This is a genomic window from Novosphingopyxis sp. YJ-S2-01, assembly GCF_016093175.1.
Classification (GTDB): domain Bacteria; phylum Pseudomonadota; class Alphaproteobacteria; order Sphingomonadales; family Sphingomonadaceae; genus Novosphingopyxis; species Novosphingopyxis iocasae.
Window position 1 is genome coordinate 1255960 of sequence record NZ_JAEDAI010000001.1, and the last position, 18019, is coordinate 1273978.

Consider the following 18019-nt stretch of genomic DNA (forward strand, 5'->3'; position numbering starts at 1 on the left):
GGACTTCATGGCCAATACGCCGCAGGCTAAAAAACGGATCCGCCGCAATGAGAAGCGCGAGGCGGTCAACAAGAACCGCGTCAGCCGCATCCGCACCTTCATTAAGAAGGTGGAAACCGCGATCGAATCCGGCGACAAGGATCAGGCCAATCAGGCGCTGAAGGACATGCAGCCGGAGCTGGCGCGCGGCGTTTCCAAGGGTGTTTACCACCGCAATGTGGCGGCCCGGAAGATGAGCCGCCTCAACAAGCGGATCGCCGCCATCTGATTCGGCCTCACCTCCGAACGGTTTCAAGAAACCCCGCGCCGGTCCGCCGCTGCGGGGTTTTTTGTGTCTGCCGAATGACACTGAGATGACGAACGGTGACTCCACGATTCGTGCCTGATGCACGGCCTCCCTCCATTAACTAATCGGCTGAAACACTAGGGTTTTAGGGCCTTTTTCGGGAAATCCGCGCATTGCCGAGTCAATGCGGTATTTCATTTTTTTTTCACTGTGCACCACTTGTGCCCAGCCATTTTTGCTGTCTACAAACGGGGTCTGGGCAGCGAGCGTCGCGATCGCGAACTGTTCCAACAGGCATCGAAATGAGTGGGCATCGGAAGGCGTCGCTTTCCGATGGAGGGATCATTGTGCCTTTTGCTGGCGCGCAGCTGCGCCTGTGAAGAAAGGGGTGGATAAACAGTGGGTAGCAAATTGGCGATCATGCATGAAGGATCGACGGACGAGATGCTGGGCGAAGCCTGGCAGAGCATCGTGGGGGGGCTGCGCCGTGATCTTGGCGCACAGATCTTCGGGCAATGGATCCGCCCAATAAAGCTCGGCAGCTTCAATTCGGATGAAGGCACGCTGGAGCTTCTGCTGCCATCCGACTTTTCGGCCAAATGGGTCCGCGATCATTATGTGGATCGCCTGAGCCTGGCCTGGAAGAGCGTGATTCCCGAAGTCCGCACGCTGGCGATCCGGTCCCAGCCCAATGGCGCGCAGATCCATCGCCTGCGCCCTGTCGAGGATGCGGCGCCGATCGAACGCGACAGCGCAGCGGCGCAGGACAGCGCGCTCGACCCGCGCTACACCTTCGCCAATTTCGTGAAGGCGCAGGCCAATGTGCTGGCCTTCACCGCGGCCGAGCGTATGGCCGCGCCCGAAGCGCCCTTGTTCAATCCGCTCTATCTTCAGGCGGCGACGGGGCAGGGCAAGACCCATCTGATGCACGCCATCGGCCATGCCTGGCGTGAGGCCAATCCGGGCGCGAAGGTGGTCTATATGCCCGCCGAGCGCTTCATGATGGAATTCGTGACGGCGATGCGCGCCAAGGACACGATGGCGTTCAAACAGCGCCTGCGCGCTGCCGATTTGCTGCTGATCGACGACATCCAGTTCATCATCGGCAAAATGTCCACGCAGGAGGAGTTCCTCCACACGATCGATGCGATCGTCGGCTCGGGCCGCCGCCTCGTGGTCGCCGCGGACCGCGCGCCCCAAGCGCTGGACGGAGTGGATCAGCGTATCCTCTCGCGCCTGTCGCAAGGTCTGGTCGCGGACATTCAGCCGGCGGATCTGGAGCTGCGCCGCACGATCCTGGAACAGCGCCTTGAGCGTATGCCTTCGGTGCATGTCGGCGATGAAGTGGTGGAGTTCCTGGCCCGCACCATCAGCCGCAATGTGCGCGAGCTGGAAGGCGGCCTCAACAAGCTGCTCGCTTATGCGCAGCTGACCGGCAAGCCCGTTTCCAAGCAGCTCGCCGAAGAGCAGCTGAAGGACATCCTGAGCGCCTGTCGCCGCCGCATCACGATCGATGAGATTCAGCGCACCGTGTGCGAATATTACCGGATCGATCGCAGCGAGATGAGCTCCAAGCGCCGTGCCCGCGCCGTGGTGCGCCCGCGTCAGGTGGCGATGTATATCGCCAAGATGATGACCCCGCGCAGCTATCCGGAAATCGGCCGTAAATTCGGCGGCCGTGACCATTCCACCGTGATCCACGCCGTTCGTCTGGTGGAGGAGTTGCGCGGCAAGGATAGCGAGATGGATAACGACGTCCGCGCGCTGCTGCGTCAGCTGGAGGCCTGAGCGCCCTTTTTGCTCGACGGAATCGACCCATAAAAAAGGCGGCCTCGCAGGCCGCCTTTTTCGTATTCGCTATCGCCTCGGCTCAGCTCCGCGAGGGCGGCGCAACCGAGATGCGTACCGTTTCTCCGCTGTTGCCGGGGAAGCCGGTGAACATGGCTTCGACCAGATTGGGCACCAGATAGGTAAGATTATCGGTACGCGAATGCGACTGGGCGCGGCCTTCGAACAGACGCTCGCCGGTCCCGGCGCGGTCGATCTTCAGATCGATCTCCCCGGTATAGACGGTATAGCTGCGGATATCCGGCCCGCCGAAGCCCAGACCGCCGCCGTAAATGAACGGGTCGTTCCAGCCGTAAATAAATCGACGACCGTAGAATCCGCGGCCGAAGCGCGGGCCCCAGAACGGATCGTAAAAACCGGCGCGGCCGAAGGGCGAATAGTCGCTTACGATCTTTTCGCGGCCATCATCGACACCGTAACCGAAGCTCACGACCAGATCGGCGGCAGCCGGGCTGGCTGCGGGACGATAGCCCTGCCGGACCATCTCGGACGCAACGATGTTGGCATATTCGCCAAATTCGATACCGCCGGCATTGGCCGGATCTTCAGCGACGATGGTGAACGTCTGCCCCTGCGCGGGCGGCAGCTGCTGAAAACGGGACACATTGGCCTGAAACGGCGTGGCACAGGCCGCTAGTCCCAGCAGCATGGCCGGCGCGGCGATTTTGGCGGCTTTCTTGAACTGAATGGAAAACATGGGCGGGCTCCTCCGATACACACGCCGACACACAAACGGGGCGCGGGATTGATGTTATGACAGAACATAGCGTTCCGCCACTGAACATCAATTGAACGCACACGGAACACGCTTGGCTGCAATTGCCGCCATTTGTTCACGGTCTCGAAAGATGCGCGCGCAGGCGCGCGGCCCCGGTGAGTGCAGGAGGCTCAGCGCAGGAGGCCCAAAGCCTCGTACGCGCTGGCAAGGATCGGTGCGCCGGTCTCGGACGCCTTGGCTGCGCCCTTGGCAAGTATCGCGTCGATTGCGGCGTCATCGCCTTTCAGCGCGTTGAACCGCTCGGAAATCGGCGCCAGCTTCGCAACGGTGAGATCGGCGAGAGCCGGCTTGAACTGGCCGAAGCCCTTGCCGCTATGGTCCGCCAGCACGTCGGCGGGCGCGCGGTCTTCCAGCGCGGCATAGATCGCCACCAGATTGCGCGCTTCGGGGCGAGCTTCCAGCTCTTCCATCGTCTCGGGCAGCGGTTCGGGATCGGTCTTCGCCTTCTTGATCTTCTTGGCGATGGTATCGGCATCATCCGCCAGATTGATCCGGCTCATGTCCGAGGGATCGGACTTGCTCATCTTGGCGCTGCCGTCGCGCAAGGACATGATCCGCGCGGCGTGCTGGCCGATATAGGGTTCGGGCAGCACGAAGGTTTCGGTGCCGGTGTCGTGGTTGAACTTTTCCGCGATATCGCGGGCCAGCTCCAGATGCTGCTTCTGATCGTCGCCCACCGGCACATGGGTGGCGTTGTAAAGAAGCACGTCCGCCGCCTGCAGCACGGGATAGGCGAACAGGGCGATGCTGGCGCCTTCGCGATTCTTGCCGGACTTATCCTTGAACTGCGTCATGCGGTTCAGCCAGCCCATGCGCGCGGTGCCGTTGAGGAGCCATTGCAGCTCCGCATGGGCGGGCACGCGGGCCTGATTGAACAAGGTCGCCTTGTCGGGATCGACGCCGCTGGCGATCAGCGCAGCCGCCATCTCGCGCGTGCCCGCCCGCAAAGTGGCGGGATCATGCGGCATGGAGATGGCGTGCAGGTCCGCCAGGAAGAACAGGCACTCGCCCTCGTCCTGCATCTTCACCCAATTGACGATCGCGCCGAGATAATTGCCGAGGTGGAGATTGCCGGTGGGCTGAATGCCGGAGACGACGCGCATGATCAGTCGGTTTCCTGTTGGGGTGCGGAAGAAGCGGGTGCGCGGCGGCGAACCATCGCGCGGATGTCGCCTAGACGAAAGGCGCCGGTGAGGAAACAGGCGGCGAAATAGACTGCGCCGCCGGCTGAGCAAAGGATGGCAAGCGTGACGGCCTTTTCGATGAGCGACCCGCTCATGTGCGGGACGGCGAGGGGGCGGGAAAACCACAGCGCTGCGCCCATCAGAAGCGCTGCAATCGCAAGGCGCGGCAGACGGCGCACAAGCTGTGCATCGGCCTCGAACTGCCCGCGCTTGCGCAGCGTCCAGAACAACAGAAACGCATTGATGCTCGCCGACACAGCCGTCGCCAGCGGTGGTCCTAGATAGCCGATGGTGGGGATGAGCGCGAGATTGCCGACGATGTTGACCGCAATCGCAATCATGGCGAAACGCACCGGCGTGCGCGTGTCGTGCCGCGCATAATAGCCCGGCGTCAGCACCTTGATCATTACATAAGCGGGCAGGCCGATCGAGAAGGCGGCGAGCACCTGGCCGGTAGCTTGGGTCGCCTCCGCGCTGAACGCGCCGCGCTGGAAAAGCCCGCGCACGATCGGGTCCGCGATGGTCAGGAACGCGATGGTGGCGGGCAGCGTCAGGAACAGCGCCAGTTCGATCCCGCGGTTCTGCATGTGCATCGCCTCGTCCGGCTTGTCTTCGCCCAGAAGCCGCGAGAGCGTGGGGAGCAGGATGGTGCCGAGGCCAATGCCGATCAGGCCCAGCGGCAGCTGGTTCAGCCGGTCCGCATAATAGATGTAGCTGATCGCGCCCGGCGCCAGCAGGCCTCCGGCCAGCGCGGTGGAGATAAGCAGGTTGATCTGGGTCGCGCCCGCCCCCGCGGCGGCAGGGAGGATCAGCTTGAACAGGCGGCGGATATCCTTGTCGATCCGCGGCAGCTTGAGCGACAATTTGATGCCGGCGCGGCGGCAGCCCCAGATCAGGAACAGCAGCTGCAGCACCCCGCCCGCGGTGACCGAAAGCGCCTGCACCATCGCCGTTTCATAGGCATCGTCACCATGGAAAAGGCCGAGGCCCGCGATCATCGCGAGATTCAGCAGAATCGGCGCGGCGGCATTGACCCAATAACGATCGAGCGAGTTCAATATGCCGCCAAGGAGCGACACCAGGCTGATCATCAGCAGATAGGGAATGGTGATCCGCGATAGCGTGACCGCGAACGCGAATTGTGCGGGCGTGGGATCGTTAAAGCCACCCGACAAGGCGTAGGTCAGCGGAAAAGCCGCGATCAGAAGCACGATCGTGAAGACCGCGACGATCGGGAACAGCACGGACAGCGTGCGCTCGGCAAAATCGACGCCGGCGGGCTTGCCGCCGCCCTCGGCCACGCGGCGGTTGAACATCGGAATGAACGCCGCCGAAAACGCCCCTTCCGCGAAGAGCGCGCGGAACATGTTCGGCAGGCGGAATGCGACGAGGAAGGCGTCCGAAGCGAAGCCTGCGCCGACATAGCGGGCCTGCAACGCATCGCGCACGAGCGCGAGCACGCGGCTGACGAGTGTCAGGCCGCCGATGGAGCCGAGAGATTTGGCGAGGTTCACGCCCGCCTCTTTGCAAGCGGTGCGGCCGTCGCCGAGGCGGCGGCCGTCACCGGATCGCTCAGGCCTGGCCGACGGGGGGCTGTTCGCCGCCCGGCTGACCCGCACCCTGCTGGCGCTGCTGCATGTAGAGCTGATTGAAGTCGATCGGCTCCAGCATCAGCGGCGGATAGCCGGCATCGCGCACGGCATCGGCCAGAATGCGACGGGCAAACGGGAAGATGATGCGCGGCGCTTCGGCGAAGAGGAACGGGTGCGCCGCTTCTTCAGGCACATTGCGCAGGCCGAACAGGCCGCAATAGACCAGCTCGACGATGAAGCTAACGCCCTTTTCGCTGTTCGCCTGGACGTTCAGCTTCAGCGCAACTTCGTGAACCTCTTCATTCAGGGCGTTGGACTGAATGTTGACGCTGACATCGATCTGCGGCTGGCCGGCCCAATTGAAGCTGTCCGGAGCGTTCGGGTTTTCGACCGACAGGTCTTTCACATACTGGCTGAGTACGCCAACGGTCGGGCCGTTGTCGGCGCCGTTCGCCATGGTCTCGCCCGCGTTGAGATTTTCCAGATCGATGCCTTCTTCGGCCATGATATGCGTCCTGTCTGTTGGGTGGTGCTGGCGGCCGTTCGGCCCCGGCATCGGATTGCGAGCGCGACTAGCAGTGGCGGGGGGCTAGAGCAACCGGCACCGCAAGCATGCGCCGCTCGGCGCGTCTTAGCACCGCATCGCGGCGCTAGCGGGCCAAACATTGTAAAGAGATTTGAAAGCTGACCGCATTCAACCTATGTATCGGAAAGCCGTACCGCTTTTGGGTTGCGGCCAATTTGCGCTTATCGGAGGCATCGTGACGCCCGAAATCATCATCCTAGCGTTGCTCGCAGGCTTTCTTGGCCTGCGCCTCTATTCCGTGCTCGGCAAGCGCACGGGGCATGAGCAGGAGCCGATGCCGCGCCGTGTGGAAGAAGCGCCGCGCGCACCGGTTGCCGCGCCGCGCCCGAACGAGGACAAGCGCGAGGGTGCACCGCAGATCGGCGATGTTCCCGCCGCTGCTTCCGCAAGCCGCGATCTGGCTGCCATCGCCGCTGCCGATCGGGATTTCGATCCTGCCCGCTTCGTGGAAGGCGCCAAGTCGGCCTATCGCATGGTATTGGAGGCTTTCTGGAGCGGCGACCGCGAGACGCTGGAATATCTGACCGATGAAGAGGTGGGACGCAGCTTCATCGAAGCGATCGATGCCCGCGAGGAGCGCGGCGAGACGTTGGAGCACCGGCTCGTTCGTATCGAGGAAGCCAAGATCACCGAGGCGGATTATCGCCGCCCGATTGCGCGCGTGACGCTGCAGTTCGATTCGGACATTGCGGCGCTGGTGCGGGACAAGGACGGCAATGTGATCGGCGGATCGATGACGGACGCGATCGAGGCCCATGATGTGTGGACCTTCCAGCGCGATCTGACCTCGAACGATCCCAATTGGACGCTTGTCGAGACCGCAACGGTTTGACATCAGACCGGGATGACCGGTCTTTTCCATTCCATGAAAAATTTGGGTGCGGCGGCTTCGGCCGCCGTTCTGCTGTCTGCCTGTTCGGGTATCGTCCCCGATGGCGGCATGCGCAGCGCATCGAGAGAGCGCCCGCCGCAGCTTGGCTATGAAACGCCTTCGACCACTCCTGTGCCGGTGCCGCCCGTGCCGATGCGCGGCCCCGCTTCAGGTGACCGCGCGGCTGTGCCGATCCCGGCGACGGCGCGCGCGCCTTTGCCTTCGGGCGCCGCGCGCGGTGACGGGCTGACAGCGGCGGCCAGCGCCCTGCAGCGCGGCCCGTCGATTGCTTCGCTCAACCTCGATGCCGCCCGTGCGGTTTCGGCTCTCGGCGCTTTCCGGCTGAGCTGCCCCGGCCTGCAACGCCGCACCGATCGCAGCGGTCTGACGCAAAATGGAGACTGGAGCGAAGCGTGCGCCGCCGCTGCCAATGCTTCGGACCGCGATGCCGCCGCCTTCTTTGCGCGCTGGTTCACGCCCGTGCAGGTGAGCGACGGGACCGCCTTCGCAACGGGCTATTTCGAGCCGGAGATTGCCGGATCGCGCCATCGCCGCGCCGGTTACGATACGCCCATCTATGGTCGCCCGCGCGATCTGATCGATGTGGACTTAGGCCAGTTCAACGAAGAGCTGGCCGGCAAGAAGGTCCGCGGAAAAGTCGATGGCACAAGCTTGGTGCTTTATGATGACCGCGCCCAGATCGTGAACGGATCGCTGGAAGGCCGCGCGCCCGTGATTGGCTGGGCCGCCGATCCTGTCGAGCTGTTCTTCCTGCAAGTGCAGGGTTCGGGACGGCTCCGTCTGCCCGACGGCGGCGTGATGCGCATCGGTTATGCCAGCCAGAACGGGCGCGCCTATACCGGCATTGGCAGGCTGATGAAGGATCGCGGACTGCTGGGCCCCGGTGAGAGTTCGATGCAGGGCATCGTGTCTTGGCTCCGCCGCCACCCAGAGGAAGGGCGGCGCATCATGGACGAGAACAAGAGCTATGTGTTCTTTCAGGAACTGACCGGGCCGGGACCGCTGGGCGCGATGGGCTATGCCGTCACGCCGCGCGTGACGGTGGCGGCGGACCCCAATTTCGTGCCGCTGGGCGCGCCGGTCTGGGTTTCGCTCGACCGGGCAGAGCCGAACGGCATCTGGGTGGCGCAGGATACCGGCGGGGCGATCAAGGGCGCGAACCGGTTCGACACTTTCTGGGGCGCGGGGGAGGAAGCGCGCGCTATTGCTGGCGGTATGTCCGCGCGCGGCAGTGCGCTGGTGCTGATTCCCAAGGCCTCGGCTGCACGGCTGGGGCTTTGACCGGCAGGTCTATCCGATGAGCCGCCGCCAACTGGATGCGGAGGAGCAGGCGCTGTGGGCCCGGGTGATCGCGACGGTGCGCCCGATCGAGAAAGCAAGGCCCGCTCCGCCGCCGCCCGTTCCGCCTGCCAAGACTGCGGCCCTGCCGACGTCGCCTGCGACCAAGCCGAAGGGCCGGGTGCCCGCCGCGCGTCCGCTGCCGGTGCCGCCGCCGCCACCGCCGTCATCGCAGCGCCTCGACGGCAGTTGGGACCGCAAGATCAGCAAGGGGCGTCTTGACCCCGATCTCCAGATCGACCTGCACGGCCGCAATCTGGCCGGAGCCTATGACCGGCTGGACGGCGCGCTCGAGCAGGCGGTGGCGATGGGCTATCGCACCATCCTGCTCGTGACCGGCAGGGACCGGGGGCATGACCGGGCGAGCGGCGAAGGGCGGGGTGCAATCCGCGCGGCGGTGCGCGACTGGCTGGCGGCCTCACGCCATGCGGGTCGCATCGCCTCTGTGCGCGGCGCCCATCCGCGCCATGGCGGCGAGGGCGCGCTGTATATCGTGCTGCGAAAGAGCCGGTAGTCGGACCAAAAGTTCGTAGTCCTGAGCCGGTGTCGCTCCGCGCCGTCTCCGACTCCGAAAGACGTCTCTGGACCCGGACGAACGCCCTTCGACAGGCTCAGGGCTTCGGTTATTTAGCTACCCAGACGGATCGCTCAGCGCGCTCAGCAGGATTTCGCGGTAGATTACCGTCAGCTTGTCCAGATCGTCCAGTTCCACCGCCTCGTCCAGCTTGTGCATGGTCGCGTTGCGCAGGCCGAATTCCACCACCGGGCACAGCTTGGACAGGAAACGCGCATCGGATGTGCCGCCGCTGGTGGACAGTTCGGGCTCGATCCCCGTTACCTTCTTGATCGCCCCCGCCACGATTTCGCTGAGTTCGCCAGGCGGCGTCAGGAAGGGTTCGCCCGAGACGATCGCTTCCACTTCGCCGCCGTGCAGCTGCGCGACGGTGCGGACCATCTCGGTCAGCCCCGCGCCGGTGTGCCGGTCGTTGAAGCGGATCGACAGCCGCGCGCTCGCCTCTCCCGGGATGACATTGTGCGCCCGGTTGCCGACCGTAAGATCGGTCACCTCCAGGTTCGACGGCTGAAACCAGTCCGTGCCGCGGTCGAGCGTCACGCGGTCCAGTTCGGCGAGGATGGAGACCAGCTTAGTGATCGGATTGTCGGCATTTTGCGGATAGGCGACATGGCCCCGCGTGCCCTTCACCGTGACCCACATATTCACCGATCCGCGCCGGCCGATCTTCACCATATCGCCCAGCTTGGCGACGGACGTCGGCTCGCCCACCAGGCACATGTCCGGCACGATGGCATGCTCGGCCATATATTCCATCAGCGCGCGCGTGCCGTGGACGGCATCGCCTTCCTCGTCCCCGGTGATGATCAGGCTGATGCGGCCCGCATCTTCCGGCACATCGGCCAGCGCGGCGACGAAGGCGGCGATCGCGCCCTTCATGTCCACCGCGCCGCGACCGTAGAGGAGCCCCTCGCGTTCTTCAGGCACGAACGCATCACCTGTCCAGCCCTTGCCGGCGGGGACGACGTCGAGATGGCCCGCAAAGGCGAAATGGCGGGCGCCGGTGCCGCGTACGGCGTACAGATTTTCTACCGGCCCGGCGGGCGCATCCTCTCCCGCGGTGAAGCGGGTGACGGCAAAGCCCAGCGGCTCCAGCATCGCCTCCAGCGCATCGAACACCGCGCCGGTGGCGGGGGTCAGGCTCTCACAAGCGATCAGACGTTTGGCGAGCTCCGGCGCGCTACTCATGCCGTCTCGGCCCCAAGATCTTCGTACCGATCCAGCGTCCAGTCCTCCGCCTCGGCGGCCTCATACCAGTCGCGCACCCATTGGTGCCCCAGGATGGCGTCGCAATAAGATGCGGCGAAGCCCGGCAGCTTGAAATCATAGGTGCGAAAGCGCGAGGCGACGGGCGCGTACATGATGTCCGCCGCGCTGAACGTACCGAACAGGAACGGGCCAGCCTTGCCGAAGCGGGCGCGGGCCTCCGCCCATAATTGCAGTACGCGGATGGCATCGGCGCGCGCATCTTCGCTGATTTCATGATCGGGGAACTGGCGGCGCGTGTTCATCGGGCATTCGCGGCGCAGCGCCATGAAGCTGCAGTGCATCTCCGCGCACATGGATCGGGCCATGCCGCGTGCGACCTCGTCCTTGGGCCAGAAGCGATCCCGCCCGGTCTTGTCGGCCAGCCAGTCGACGATCGCGATCGAATCCCAGATTACGCTTTCCCCGTCCCACAGGATCGGCACCTTGCCGTGACTGGGCGCCATGTCTTCCTCGCGCTTCCGGTCATCCCAGTCGTCGGTATAGAGGGGCACGAGGATTTCCTCGAAGGACAGGCCGGATTGCTTGGCCGCCAGCCAGCCGCGCATGGACCAGCTGGAATAGGCCTTGTTGCCGATGATCAGTTTCATGTGCCTGGGCCTAACGGTTGGCGGGGAAGGGGGGAAGGGCGTTGCTCACTCCGGCACCGCGTCGAGCACGGCGTTGCGCAGTTCCTCGATGCCATAGCCTTTTTCGGAAGAGGTCAGGATCAGGCCCGGAAAGGCGGCGGGGTGCTTGCGCAGTTCGGCCTCCACTTTCGCGGCCACCGCGTCGCGCTCGGTCTGTTTCACTTTGTCCGTCTTGGTAAGGACGGCGGCATAGCTGACGGCGGCGGCATCCAGCATGGCCATCATCTCCTCGTCCATCTTGCCGATGCCGCGGCGCGCATCGATCAGCAGGAAGGTGCGCGTCAGCACTTGCCGCCCGCGCAGATAATCGTTCACGAGATAGCGCCAGCGCTGCACCGTTTTCACGGGCGCCTTGGCGTAACCGTAGCCGGGCATATCGACGATGCGGAAGAGCGGCGGGGTGCCGACTTCGAAGAAGTTGAGTTCCTGTGTGCGGCCCGGCGTCACCGATGTCCGCGCGATCGCCTTGCGGCCGAGCAGCGCGTTGATCAGCGAAGATTTGCCGACATTGGAACGGCCCGCAAAGGCGATCTCGGGCGCGTCCGGCTCGGGCAGGAATTCCAGTTTCGGCGCGGACTTCAGGAAGTTCACCGGCCCTGAGAAAAGGGCGTTGTGGTCTGCAATCACGGGCGCGTCTCCTGATCGATCGAATCGATGAATAGGGCAGCCGGTGATCGTAAGGTCACGAACGTCCGCATACGGGGGAGGCTGTTTTCCCCCGCCCTATTGAGAGCGTGCGGCATGTAGAGGCTGGGCGTGTCGGTCATGCAGGCGATCCTAGGGGAGGGGGGCCGAGTAGGATAGAAAATCCTACCTGCGCAAAAGAGCGGATGATGGAGCGAAACACCTCGATCATCCCAAATCCGTAGGTGCTGAGCTTGTCGAAGCACGGTTCTCGAACGAGAAACGCCCTTCGACAGGCTCAGGGCTACGGAATCGTTTCGGGATGCCGTTCAGGCATAATCGAAGGCAATCTCGCGATTGTCTGGAAATCCTCCCCAAACCCCGGGCCCGGGGAGGATTTCGATCAGTTCGAAGCCTTTTTCGCCTCGCGTTCGCGCTGCTTTTCCTCGGCGTCGCGCTTCATCTGCTCCTTCAGCTCGGGATGGCGGGCGTAGAGCAGGCGCTGCTGGGCGATGGTGAACAGGTTGCTCGCCACCCAGTAGAGCTGCAGACCCGCGGCGAACGGCGCCATGAACACCATCATCACCCAGGGCATGATGGAGAACATCTGCTTCTGCACCGGATCGGTCATCGGCTGCATACGGAACTGGAAGAACATGGTGACGCCCAAGAGGATCGGCAGCAGGCCGATGTGCAGCATGCCGGGCGGATCGAACGGCAGCAGGCCGAACAGGTTCACCGGCGTCAGCGGATCGGGCGCGGAAAGATCCTGAATCCACAGCGCGAAGGGCTGGTGGCGCATCTCGATCGACAGCATGAGCAGCTTGTAGAGCGCGAAGAACACCGGGATCTGAAGGAACATCGGGAGGCAGCCGGCCAGCGGATTGACCTTCTCCTCCTTGTAAAGCTTCATCAGCTCCTGCTGCTGCTTCTGCTTGTCCTCCTTATGCTTTTCCTGAAGCTTCTTCATCTTCGGCTGGATGGCCTTCATCTGCGCCATCGATTTGAACTGCTTCTGCGCAATGGGGAACATCAGGCCGCGCACAATCAGCGTCAGGCAGATGATCGCCACACCGAAATTGCCGGTCAGATCGTACAGCCAGGTGAGGATGTAGAGGAACATCTTCTCGATCGGCCGGAACCAGCCCCAGTCGATCGCGAGCGAGAATTTCTCGAAGCCCAGCTTGTCCTGATAGGCATCCAGAACGTCGGTTTCCTTCGCGCCGACGAAGAAATAGCTGCGCTGCGTGATCTGCTTGCCCGGCTGAATGACGCTGGGCGTCTTGCGCAGCATCTCGTCCTGATAAACGTCTCCAGACGCGCGGAAGGCCGCGTCGATCGGCGATTTCTGGTCGGGCACCAGCGCGGTCAGCCAATATTTGTCGGTGAAGCCCAGCCAGCCGCCGGTCGTCTCGAACTGCGCGCCCTTGGGCCCGGCTTCCTCGACATCGTCATAGTTCCAGTCATAATCGGCGGCGCCGTCGAACACGCCCATCGGGCCGACATGGATGGTCCAGGTGCTCTTGTCGGGAGAGCCGCCGCGGCGGCTGATGAGGCCGTAGGGGCGCACCGCAACCGGGCCGCCGCCCTGATTGGCGACCTTCTGATCGACGGTGATGAGATAATTGTCGTCGATCGACAGCACCAGTTGGAAGATCTGCCCGGTGCCGTTCCGCCAGCTGAGTGTGACCGGGGTCTCGGGCGTCAGGCGCGGGCCGCTTGCCTGCCAGACGGTCTTGTCGTTGGGTAGCTCGATGCCCTCGCCAAGCCAGCCGAAGCGCGAGAAATAGGCGTCCTTGGTGCCCGGAGGGGCCAGCAGGCGGACCTCCGGCGAATCCTTGGCAAGGCCGACGCGATATTTCTTCAGCATCATATCGTCGATGCGCGCGCCGGTGAGGCTGATCGAGCCGTCGAGCTTTGGCGTATCGACCTGGATGCGCGGCCCGTCGGACAAGGCGGCCTGCAGATTGCGCTGCCCCGCCGCGCTCGTGGGCACGACCACATCGGGATTGGCTGGCGGCGCGGCTTCATCCGTGGTGGCAACCGGCGCGGACGCGGCCTCGTTGTTCGGAAAGAAATGGCCCGTGATATAGGGCCAGCCAAACAGAATGATGCCGATCAGCAGGACGGCGATGATGATATTGCGGCGATCTTCCACGTGGGTTCCGTTGGTCAGTGGGGACGCGAGACGAACAGGCCTCGGAAAGCGTCAGGGCACGGGGTCATGGCCATGGCCGCCCCAAGGTTGGCAGCGCAATAACCGCTTCGCCGCAAGCCAGCTACCCTTAATCGCGCCGTGGCGCTGCAGGGCTTCGATCGCGTAAGCGGAACAGCTGGGCGTGTAGCGGCAGGTGGGCGGCAGGATGCGCGAGGGGCCGAGCTGCCATCCGCGCGCGATCAGGATCAACGCGCGGGCGATCACTGGCCAGCTTTCCCGAAATCGCTAGGGCTTTCGGTCTTGGGGGAGGGCGCGCGCACCGTTTTGGCCAGCGCCTTTGCCAGCTCCGCGCGCAGCGTCTGATAATCGCGCTCGATCCCGCCGGCGCGTCCGATCAGCACATGGTCCGCGCCGGGCTGGCCGCCTCCCGGCAGCGCTGCGCGCGCGAGTTCGCGCAGGCGGCGCTTCATGCGGTTGCGCACAACCGCATTGCCGATTTTCTTGGTGACGGTGTAGCCGACGCGAATCGAGGGATCGCCGTCTCGCCGGTCATGGACGAGCAGCACGAAACCGGGCGCCGCAAAGCGACGCCCGCGATTGGCGGCAAGAAAGGATTTGCGATCCCGCATCTTCATGAGAGGCGGGAGCGCGGGCCGGCTTTCGCTCAGGCGGACAGCTTCTTGCGGCCGCGTGCACGGCGGGCGCGCAGAATCTTGCGGCCGCTGGCAGTCGCCATGCGCTTGCGGAAACCGTGGCGGCGGGCGCGCACGAGATTGCTCGGCTGAAAGGTGCGCTTCATGACATCAAGTCCACTTCGTCAAAACAAAAAGGGCCGCCGTCTCCGGCGACCGCGAATTTCTATGTGCGGCTGCATAACGCCGCGCGCGTGAAAGTCAATCGGCCCGCAGCATATTGATGCGCTCGATATCGTGATAGCCAGCGCTGACCACCATCGGCTCCCCAGATACGTTCTCGAACCCGCGATCGAGCAGTTGTACCGCACGCTCGTCATTCTCGCAGATTACCGCCATCGCCCACTGCCCAAATTCACGCTCGGGAATATCGCGGCGGCTTATCACCTCAATCTCATGATGGCGCCCGTCGTCGGCGATCTTTTCCATCATCAGCTCTACGGCGCTGCGCGGCCCTTCAAGCACTTGGATGAACATGCCATCTTGGTGACAGAGAAGACCGGTAAGGCCGAAGGTTGGATTCCGTTCCTCCGCCTGATGCCCGATGCATGCGAGAATCACGGGCGACACTTCGATGTCGGCTCGGCTCCGATAGAGCAACTGGTGAATCATAAACTAACCACGGCTGAGCATATGGGGTAGGCAATCAGACGCATGAGCCATGCGCGCGGTTCCGGTCTCTGACAAATTTATGTCAGTTAACGGTCGCTGTTGCTGCCGCGCAACGAATGACGGAAATGGCGGAAGGTTCCCGCGCGTTTTCAGAATACCGCCTGGTCGCCGTCCGAATGGATGCCGCACTCGGTCTTGTCCCAGCCGGACCAGCGGCCCGAACGGGGGTCTTCACCTGGGCGCACCTTGTTGGTGCAAGGCGCGCAGCCGATCGAGGGATAACCTTCGGCCACCAGCGGATGGCGCGGCAGATCGTGACGCTCGAAATAGTCCTCGATCCGCGCGGCGTCCCAATCGGCCAGCGGGTTGATCTTAAGCCGCCCCTCGCCATCGCCGGTATCGATCTCGAACCGGGGCAGGCCGCGGCGGGTGGCCGACTGGAACCCCTTGCGCCCGGTGATCGAGGCATCGAAGCGTTCCATCGCCCGGGCGAGCGGACGCACCTTGCGGATGTCGCAGCAGCCGTCAGGATCATAGGACCAGCGCAGGCCCGACTCATCCTTTGCGGCCAACTCGTCCGGATCGGGCACAAGGTTGATAAGGTTGAGGCGCAGCCGCTCGGCGAGCTTATCGCGATAAGCGAGCGTTTCGGGGAAGTGCTTGCCGGTTTCCAGGAAGAGCACCGGAAGATCGCGGTCAACCTGCGACACCAGATGCAGCAACACCGCGCTTTCCGCCCCGAAGGACGAAACAAGCGCGATATCCCCCGCAAGTTGATCACGAATGACGCTTTCCAGCATTTCCGCCGTGTCGCGTCCCCGGAACATGTTGTTCAGGCGAATCGCATCGCTCTCCACGAAACGCGGCGAAACGTCGATCCGGTCGCGGATGCGCACTTCCTTACCCATGGCGCAGCTTCCAGACCGGCACTGCGTCGTCGGCGGCGGGCTGATAGACATGGTCGTAAAAGCCGAGCGCTCGTTCGACGGCAGCCTCGTCCAGCGGCTCGTCCGGCGCAAAACTGTCGAACCCGCAGCGGCGCATATAGCGGATCTGATCGACCAGCACGTCGCCGCTGGCGCGCAGTTCGCCCTTATATCCTGCCTCGCGCAAGATGCGGGCGGCAGAATAGCCGCGCCCATCCATGAAGGACGGGAAATGCACGATGACGAGCTTCAGCCGGTCCAGCACGGGCAGCAGCTCGCGCGCATCCTCGCCCGATTCGAGCAGGACAGTGGAGGCGTTGGTCTGGCCCTGGAAGGCTTCGACCGAAACAGCCGGTTCGGCGGACGGTTCGTCGTCGCGGTAGCGGAGTTGGACGTCAGCCATAAAGCGCCTCCTTGAATGGCTCCATGCCGATACGGCGATAGGTGTCGACGAAGCGTTCGCCTTCTTCGCGCCGTTCCAGATAGAGGTTGGTCGCGGTTTCGATCGCATCGACCACGCCGTCCTCGGTGAAACCGGGGCCGGTGATCTTGGCGAGGCTCACATCCTCCGCGCCCGATCCGCCGAAGAGCAGCTGGTAATTCTCCACGCCCTTCCGATCGACGCCGAGGATGCCGATATGGCCGGCATGGTGATGGCCGCAGGCGTTGATGCAGCCGGAGATTTTCAGTTTCAGCTCGCCCAGGTCCTTCTGGCGGCCCTGATCGGCGAAGCGCTGCGAAATCTTCTGCGCCAGCGGGATCGAGCGGGCATTGGCCAGGCTGCAATAATCGAGGCCGGGGCAGGCGATCATGTCGCCGATCAGATCGAGATTGGCAGGCGCCAGGCCGGCCGCGTCGAGCTTCTGCCACAGCGCGTAGAGATCGGCCTTCTTCACATGCGGTAGCACGATGTTCTGCGAATGCGTCACGCGGCACTCGTCGAAGCTATATTGCTCGGCAAGGTCCGCCATCAGGTCCATCTGGTCCGCCGTCGCATCGCCCGGAATGCCGCCGACCGGCTTCAGGCTGATGGTGGCGATGGCATAGCCGGGGTGCTTGTGCTCAGCCACATTCTGATCGTGCCAGATGCGGAAATCGGGATCGGTCAGATCGACCTGCGTCGGCGCATCGTCTTCGAATGCGGGGGCCGCGAAGAAGGCCTGGATACGCTCCAGCTCCGCCGCAGGAGGATCGAGGTTCAGCGTCTTGATATGCGCGAATTCTTCCTCGACCTGGCGGGTATATTCTTCCGCGCCAAGTTCGTGGACCAGAATCTTGATGCGCGCCTTGTACTTGTTGTCGCGCCGTCCGTAGCGGTTGTAGACGCGCAGGCACGCCTCGCAGTAGCTGATCAGATCGTCGGCGGAGACGAACTCGCGGATCATCGGGGCGATCATCGGCGTCCGGCCCATGCCGCCGCCGACAAAGAAGCGCGCGCCAAGCTCACCCGCATCGTTCGTCACCAGTTGAATGCCGATATCGTGCAGCCGCATGGCCGCACGGTCGGTGTCGGACGCGATAACGCAAATCTTGAACTTGCGCGGCAGGTGCGCGAATTCGGGGTGGAAGCTGGACCATTGGCGCAGCAGTTCCGCCCAAGGCCGCGGATCTGCGGCCTCTTCGGCGCTGGCGCCGGCATATTGATCGGACGAAATATTGCGGATGCAGTTTCCGCTCGTCTGGATCGCGTGCATCTCCACGGTCGAGAGATCGGCCAGGATATCGGCAGCGTCTTCCAGCTTGATCCAGTTGTACTGGATGTTCTGCCGCGTGGTGAAGTGCCCGTAATCGCGGTCATATTTGCGCGCGATGGTCGCCAGCATGCGCATCTGATCGCCCGACAGCGTGCCATAGGGAATCGCGACGCGCAGCATATAGGCGTGCAGCTGAAGATAGAGGCCGTTCTGCAGGCGCAGCGGCTTGAACTGATCCTCGGTCATTTCGCCGGACAGGCGGCGTTCGCACTGATCGCGGAATTCCGCGACGCGCGAGGCAACGAGGCTGTGGTCATATTGATCGTACTGGTACATCGGT

20 protein-coding genes are annotated in these 18019 nt (G+C 63.7%); 5 read left to right on the plus strand and 15 right to left on the minus strand.

Going from position 1 to position 18019, the window contains the following annotated elements; all coding sequences use genetic code 11:
- Positions 1 to 7 precede the first annotated feature (7 nt).
- Positions 8 to 268, plus strand: a complete 261-nt coding sequence (gene rpsT / locus I6A82_RS06020) for a 30S ribosomal protein S20 (RefSeq protein WP_187335562.1) — start codon at positions 8 to 10, stop codon at positions 266 to 268.
- Between the two features lie 438 nt (positions 269 to 706).
- Positions 707 to 2074: a chromosomal replication initiator protein DnaA gene (gene dnaA / locus I6A82_RS06025; protein WP_198095514.1), complete on the plus strand. Its 1368-nt coding sequence runs from the start codon at positions 707 to 709 to the stop codon at positions 2072 to 2074.
- Positions 2075 to 2156: 82 nt separating this feature from the next.
- Here the strand turns inward: dnaA and I6A82_RS06030 are convergent, their stop codons facing one another.
- From I6A82_RS06030 to secB, 4 genes are all read right to left on the minus strand, one after another.
- Complete coding sequence (locus I6A82_RS06030) at positions 2157 to 2831, minus strand: DUF4136 domain-containing protein (protein WP_187335565.1); 675 nt, start codon at positions 2829 to 2831, stop codon at positions 2157 to 2159.
- 191 nt (positions 2832 to 3022) lie between these two features.
- On the minus strand, positions 3023 to 4015 hold the full coding sequence (gene trpS / locus I6A82_RS06035; protein ID WP_198094149.1) for a tryptophan--tRNA ligase: 993 nt from the start codon (positions 4013 to 4015) through the stop codon (positions 3023 to 3025).
- Positions 4016 to 4017: 2 nt separating this feature from the next.
- Positions 4018 to 5610 (minus strand): murein biosynthesis integral membrane protein MurJ, encoded by a 1593-nt coding sequence (murJ, locus tag I6A82_RS06040; RefSeq protein ID WP_198094150.1) that lies wholly within the window; start codon positions 5608 to 5610, stop codon positions 4018 to 4020.
- Between the two features lie 58 nt (positions 5611 to 5668).
- The gene (gene secB / locus I6A82_RS06045) at positions 5669 to 6193 is read right to left on the minus strand and encodes a protein-export chaperone SecB (protein ID WP_198094151.1); all 525 of its coding nucleotides are present in this window, start codon (positions 6191 to 6193) and stop codon (positions 5669 to 5671) included.
- Between the two features lie 256 nt (positions 6194 to 6449).
- Between secB and I6A82_RS06050 the strand changes: the two genes are divergently transcribed.
- From I6A82_RS06050 to I6A82_RS06060, 3 genes are read left to right on the plus strand one after another with little or no spacing between them, the layout of a single operon-like run.
- Entirely contained in the window at positions 6450 to 7106 is a 657-nt protein-coding gene (locus tag I6A82_RS06050) for a Tim44/TimA family putative adaptor protein (protein ID WP_246449505.1), read from the plus strand.
- 12 nt (positions 7107 to 7118) lie between these two features.
- Positions 7119 to 8447 (plus strand): murein transglycosylase A, encoded by a 1329-nt coding sequence (gene mltA, locus I6A82_RS06055; protein WP_232343323.1) that lies wholly within the window; start codon positions 7119 to 7121, stop codon positions 8445 to 8447.
- 16 nt (positions 8448 to 8463) lie between these two features.
- Complete coding sequence (locus tag I6A82_RS06060; RefSeq protein WP_198094152.1) at positions 8464 to 9018, plus strand: Smr/MutS family protein; 555 nt, start codon at positions 8464 to 8466, stop codon at positions 9016 to 9018.
- Between the two features lie 117 nt (positions 9019 to 9135).
- On the opposite strand, the gene dapE is transcribed toward I6A82_RS06060, so the two are convergent.
- The 11 genes from dapE to I6A82_RS06115 all read right to left on the minus strand — a co-directional run bounded on the left by dapE (position 9136) and on the right by I6A82_RS06115 (position 18015).
- Positions 9136 to 10266: a succinyl-diaminopimelate desuccinylase gene (gene dapE / locus I6A82_RS06065; RefSeq protein WP_198094153.1), complete on the minus strand. Its 1131-nt coding sequence runs from the start codon at positions 10264 to 10266 to the stop codon at positions 9136 to 9138.
- Positions 10263 to 10934: a glutathione S-transferase family protein gene (locus I6A82_RS06070; protein ID WP_187335573.1), complete on the minus strand. Its 672-nt coding sequence runs from the start codon at positions 10932 to 10934 to the stop codon at positions 10263 to 10265. Before I6A82_RS06070 ends, dapE begins: the two co-directional genes overlap by 4 nt.
- A 45-nt stretch (positions 10935 to 10979) precedes the next feature.
- Positions 10980 to 11600, minus strand: a complete 621-nt coding sequence (gene yihA / locus I6A82_RS06075; protein ID WP_198094154.1) for a ribosome biogenesis GTP-binding protein YihA/YsxC — start codon at positions 11598 to 11600, stop codon at positions 10980 to 10982.
- Between the two features lie 400 nt (positions 11601 to 12000).
- Positions 12001 to 13755 (minus strand): membrane protein insertase YidC, encoded by a 1755-nt coding sequence (gene yidC / locus I6A82_RS06080; protein ID WP_198094155.1) that lies wholly within the window; start codon positions 13753 to 13755, stop codon positions 12001 to 12003.
- Positions 13756 to 13806: 51 nt separating this feature from the next.
- The gene (yidD, locus tag I6A82_RS06085; protein ID WP_187335576.1) at positions 13807 to 14019 is read right to left on the minus strand and encodes a membrane protein insertion efficiency factor YidD; all 213 of its coding nucleotides are present in this window, start codon (positions 14017 to 14019) and stop codon (positions 13807 to 13809) included.
- Positions 14016 to 14390 (minus strand): ribonuclease P protein component, encoded by a 375-nt coding sequence (rnpA, locus tag I6A82_RS06090; RefSeq protein ID WP_232343324.1) that lies wholly within the window; start codon positions 14388 to 14390, stop codon positions 14016 to 14018. The genes yidD and rnpA overlap by 4 nt, the downstream gene beginning before the upstream one ends.
- A gap of 29 nt (positions 14391 to 14419) precedes the next feature.
- On the minus strand, positions 14420 to 14554 hold the full coding sequence (gene rpmH, locus I6A82_RS06095) for a 50S ribosomal protein L34 (protein ID WP_187335577.1): 135 nt from the start codon (positions 14552 to 14554) through the stop codon (positions 14420 to 14422).
- A gap of 94 nt (positions 14555 to 14648) precedes the next feature.
- On the minus strand, positions 14649 to 15059 hold the full coding sequence (locus I6A82_RS06100; protein ID WP_198094156.1) for a BLUF domain-containing protein: 411 nt from the start codon (positions 15057 to 15059) through the stop codon (positions 14649 to 14651).
- Positions 15060 to 15208: 149 nt separating this feature from the next.
- Entirely contained in the window at positions 15209 to 15967 is a 759-nt protein-coding gene (locus tag I6A82_RS06105) for a phosphoadenylyl-sulfate reductase (protein ID WP_198094157.1), read from the minus strand.
- Positions 15960 to 16388 (minus strand): DUF934 domain-containing protein, encoded by a 429-nt coding sequence (locus I6A82_RS06110; RefSeq protein ID WP_187335580.1) that lies wholly within the window; start codon positions 16386 to 16388, stop codon positions 15960 to 15962. Before I6A82_RS06110 ends, I6A82_RS06105 begins: the two co-directional genes overlap by 8 nt.
- Complete coding sequence (locus tag I6A82_RS06115; protein WP_198094158.1) at positions 16381 to 18015, minus strand: nitrite/sulfite reductase; 1635 nt, start codon at positions 18013 to 18015, stop codon at positions 16381 to 16383. Before I6A82_RS06115 ends, I6A82_RS06110 begins: the two co-directional genes overlap by 8 nt.
- Positions 18016 to 18019 lie beyond the last annotated feature (4 nt).

What these genes read in the sequence shown, in the direction of transcription:
- rpsT (WP_187335562.1), top strand. Translation starts at nt 8, where the DNA reads ATGGCCAATACGCCGCAGGCTAAAAAACGGATCCGCCGCAATGAGAAG.
- dnaA (WP_198095514.1), top strand. Translation starts at nt 707, where the DNA reads ATGCATGAAGGATCGACGGACGAGATGCTGGGCGAAGCCTGGCAGAGC.
- I6A82_RS06030 (WP_187335565.1), bottom strand. Translation starts at nt 2,831, where the DNA reads ATGTTTTCCATTCAGTTCAAGAAAGCCGCCAAAATCGCCGCGCCGGCC.
- trpS (WP_198094149.1), bottom strand. Translation starts at nt 4,015, where the DNA reads ATGCGCGTCGTCTCCGGCATTCAGCCCACCGGCAATCTCCACCTCGGC.
- secB (WP_198094151.1), bottom strand. Translation starts at nt 6,193, where the DNA reads ATGGCCGAAGAAGGCATCGATCTGGAAAATCTCAACGCGGGCGAGACC.
- mltA (WP_232343323.1), top strand. Translation starts at nt 7,119, where the DNA reads ATGACCGGTCTTTTCCATTCCATGAAAAATTTGGGTGCGGCGGCTTCG.
- I6A82_RS06060 (WP_198094152.1), top strand. Translation starts at nt 8,464, where the DNA reads ATGAGCCGCCGCCAACTGGATGCGGAGGAGCAGGCGCTGTGGGCCCGG.
- dapE (WP_198094153.1), bottom strand. Translation starts at nt 10,266, where the DNA reads ATGAGTAGCGCGCCGGAGCTCGCCAAACGTCTGATCGCTTGTGAGAGC.
- I6A82_RS06070 (WP_187335573.1), bottom strand. Translation starts at nt 10,934, where the DNA reads ATGAAACTGATCATCGGCAACAAGGCCTATTCCAGCTGGTCCATGCGC.
- rnpA (WP_232343324.1), bottom strand. Translation starts at nt 14,390, where the DNA reads ATGAAGATGCGGGATCGCAAATCCTTTCTTGCCGCCAATCGCGGGCGT.
- rpmH (WP_187335577.1), bottom strand. Translation starts at nt 14,554, where the DNA reads ATGAAGCGCACCTTTCAGCCGAGCAATCTCGTGCGCGCCCGCCGCCAC.
- I6A82_RS06100 (WP_198094156.1), bottom strand. Translation starts at nt 15,059, where the DNA reads ATGATTCACCAGTTGCTCTATCGGAGCCGAGCCGACATCGAAGTGTCG.
- I6A82_RS06105 (WP_198094157.1), bottom strand. Translation starts at nt 15,967, where the DNA reads ATGGGTAAGGAAGTGCGCATCCGCGACCGGATCGACGTTTCGCCGCGT.
- I6A82_RS06110 (WP_187335580.1), bottom strand. Translation starts at nt 16,388, where the DNA reads ATGGCTGACGTCCAACTCCGCTACCGCGACGACGAACCGTCCGCCGAA.
- I6A82_RS06115 (WP_198094158.1), bottom strand. Translation starts at nt 18,015, where the DNA reads ATGTACCAGTACGATCAATATGACCACAGCCTCGTTGCCTCGCGCGTC.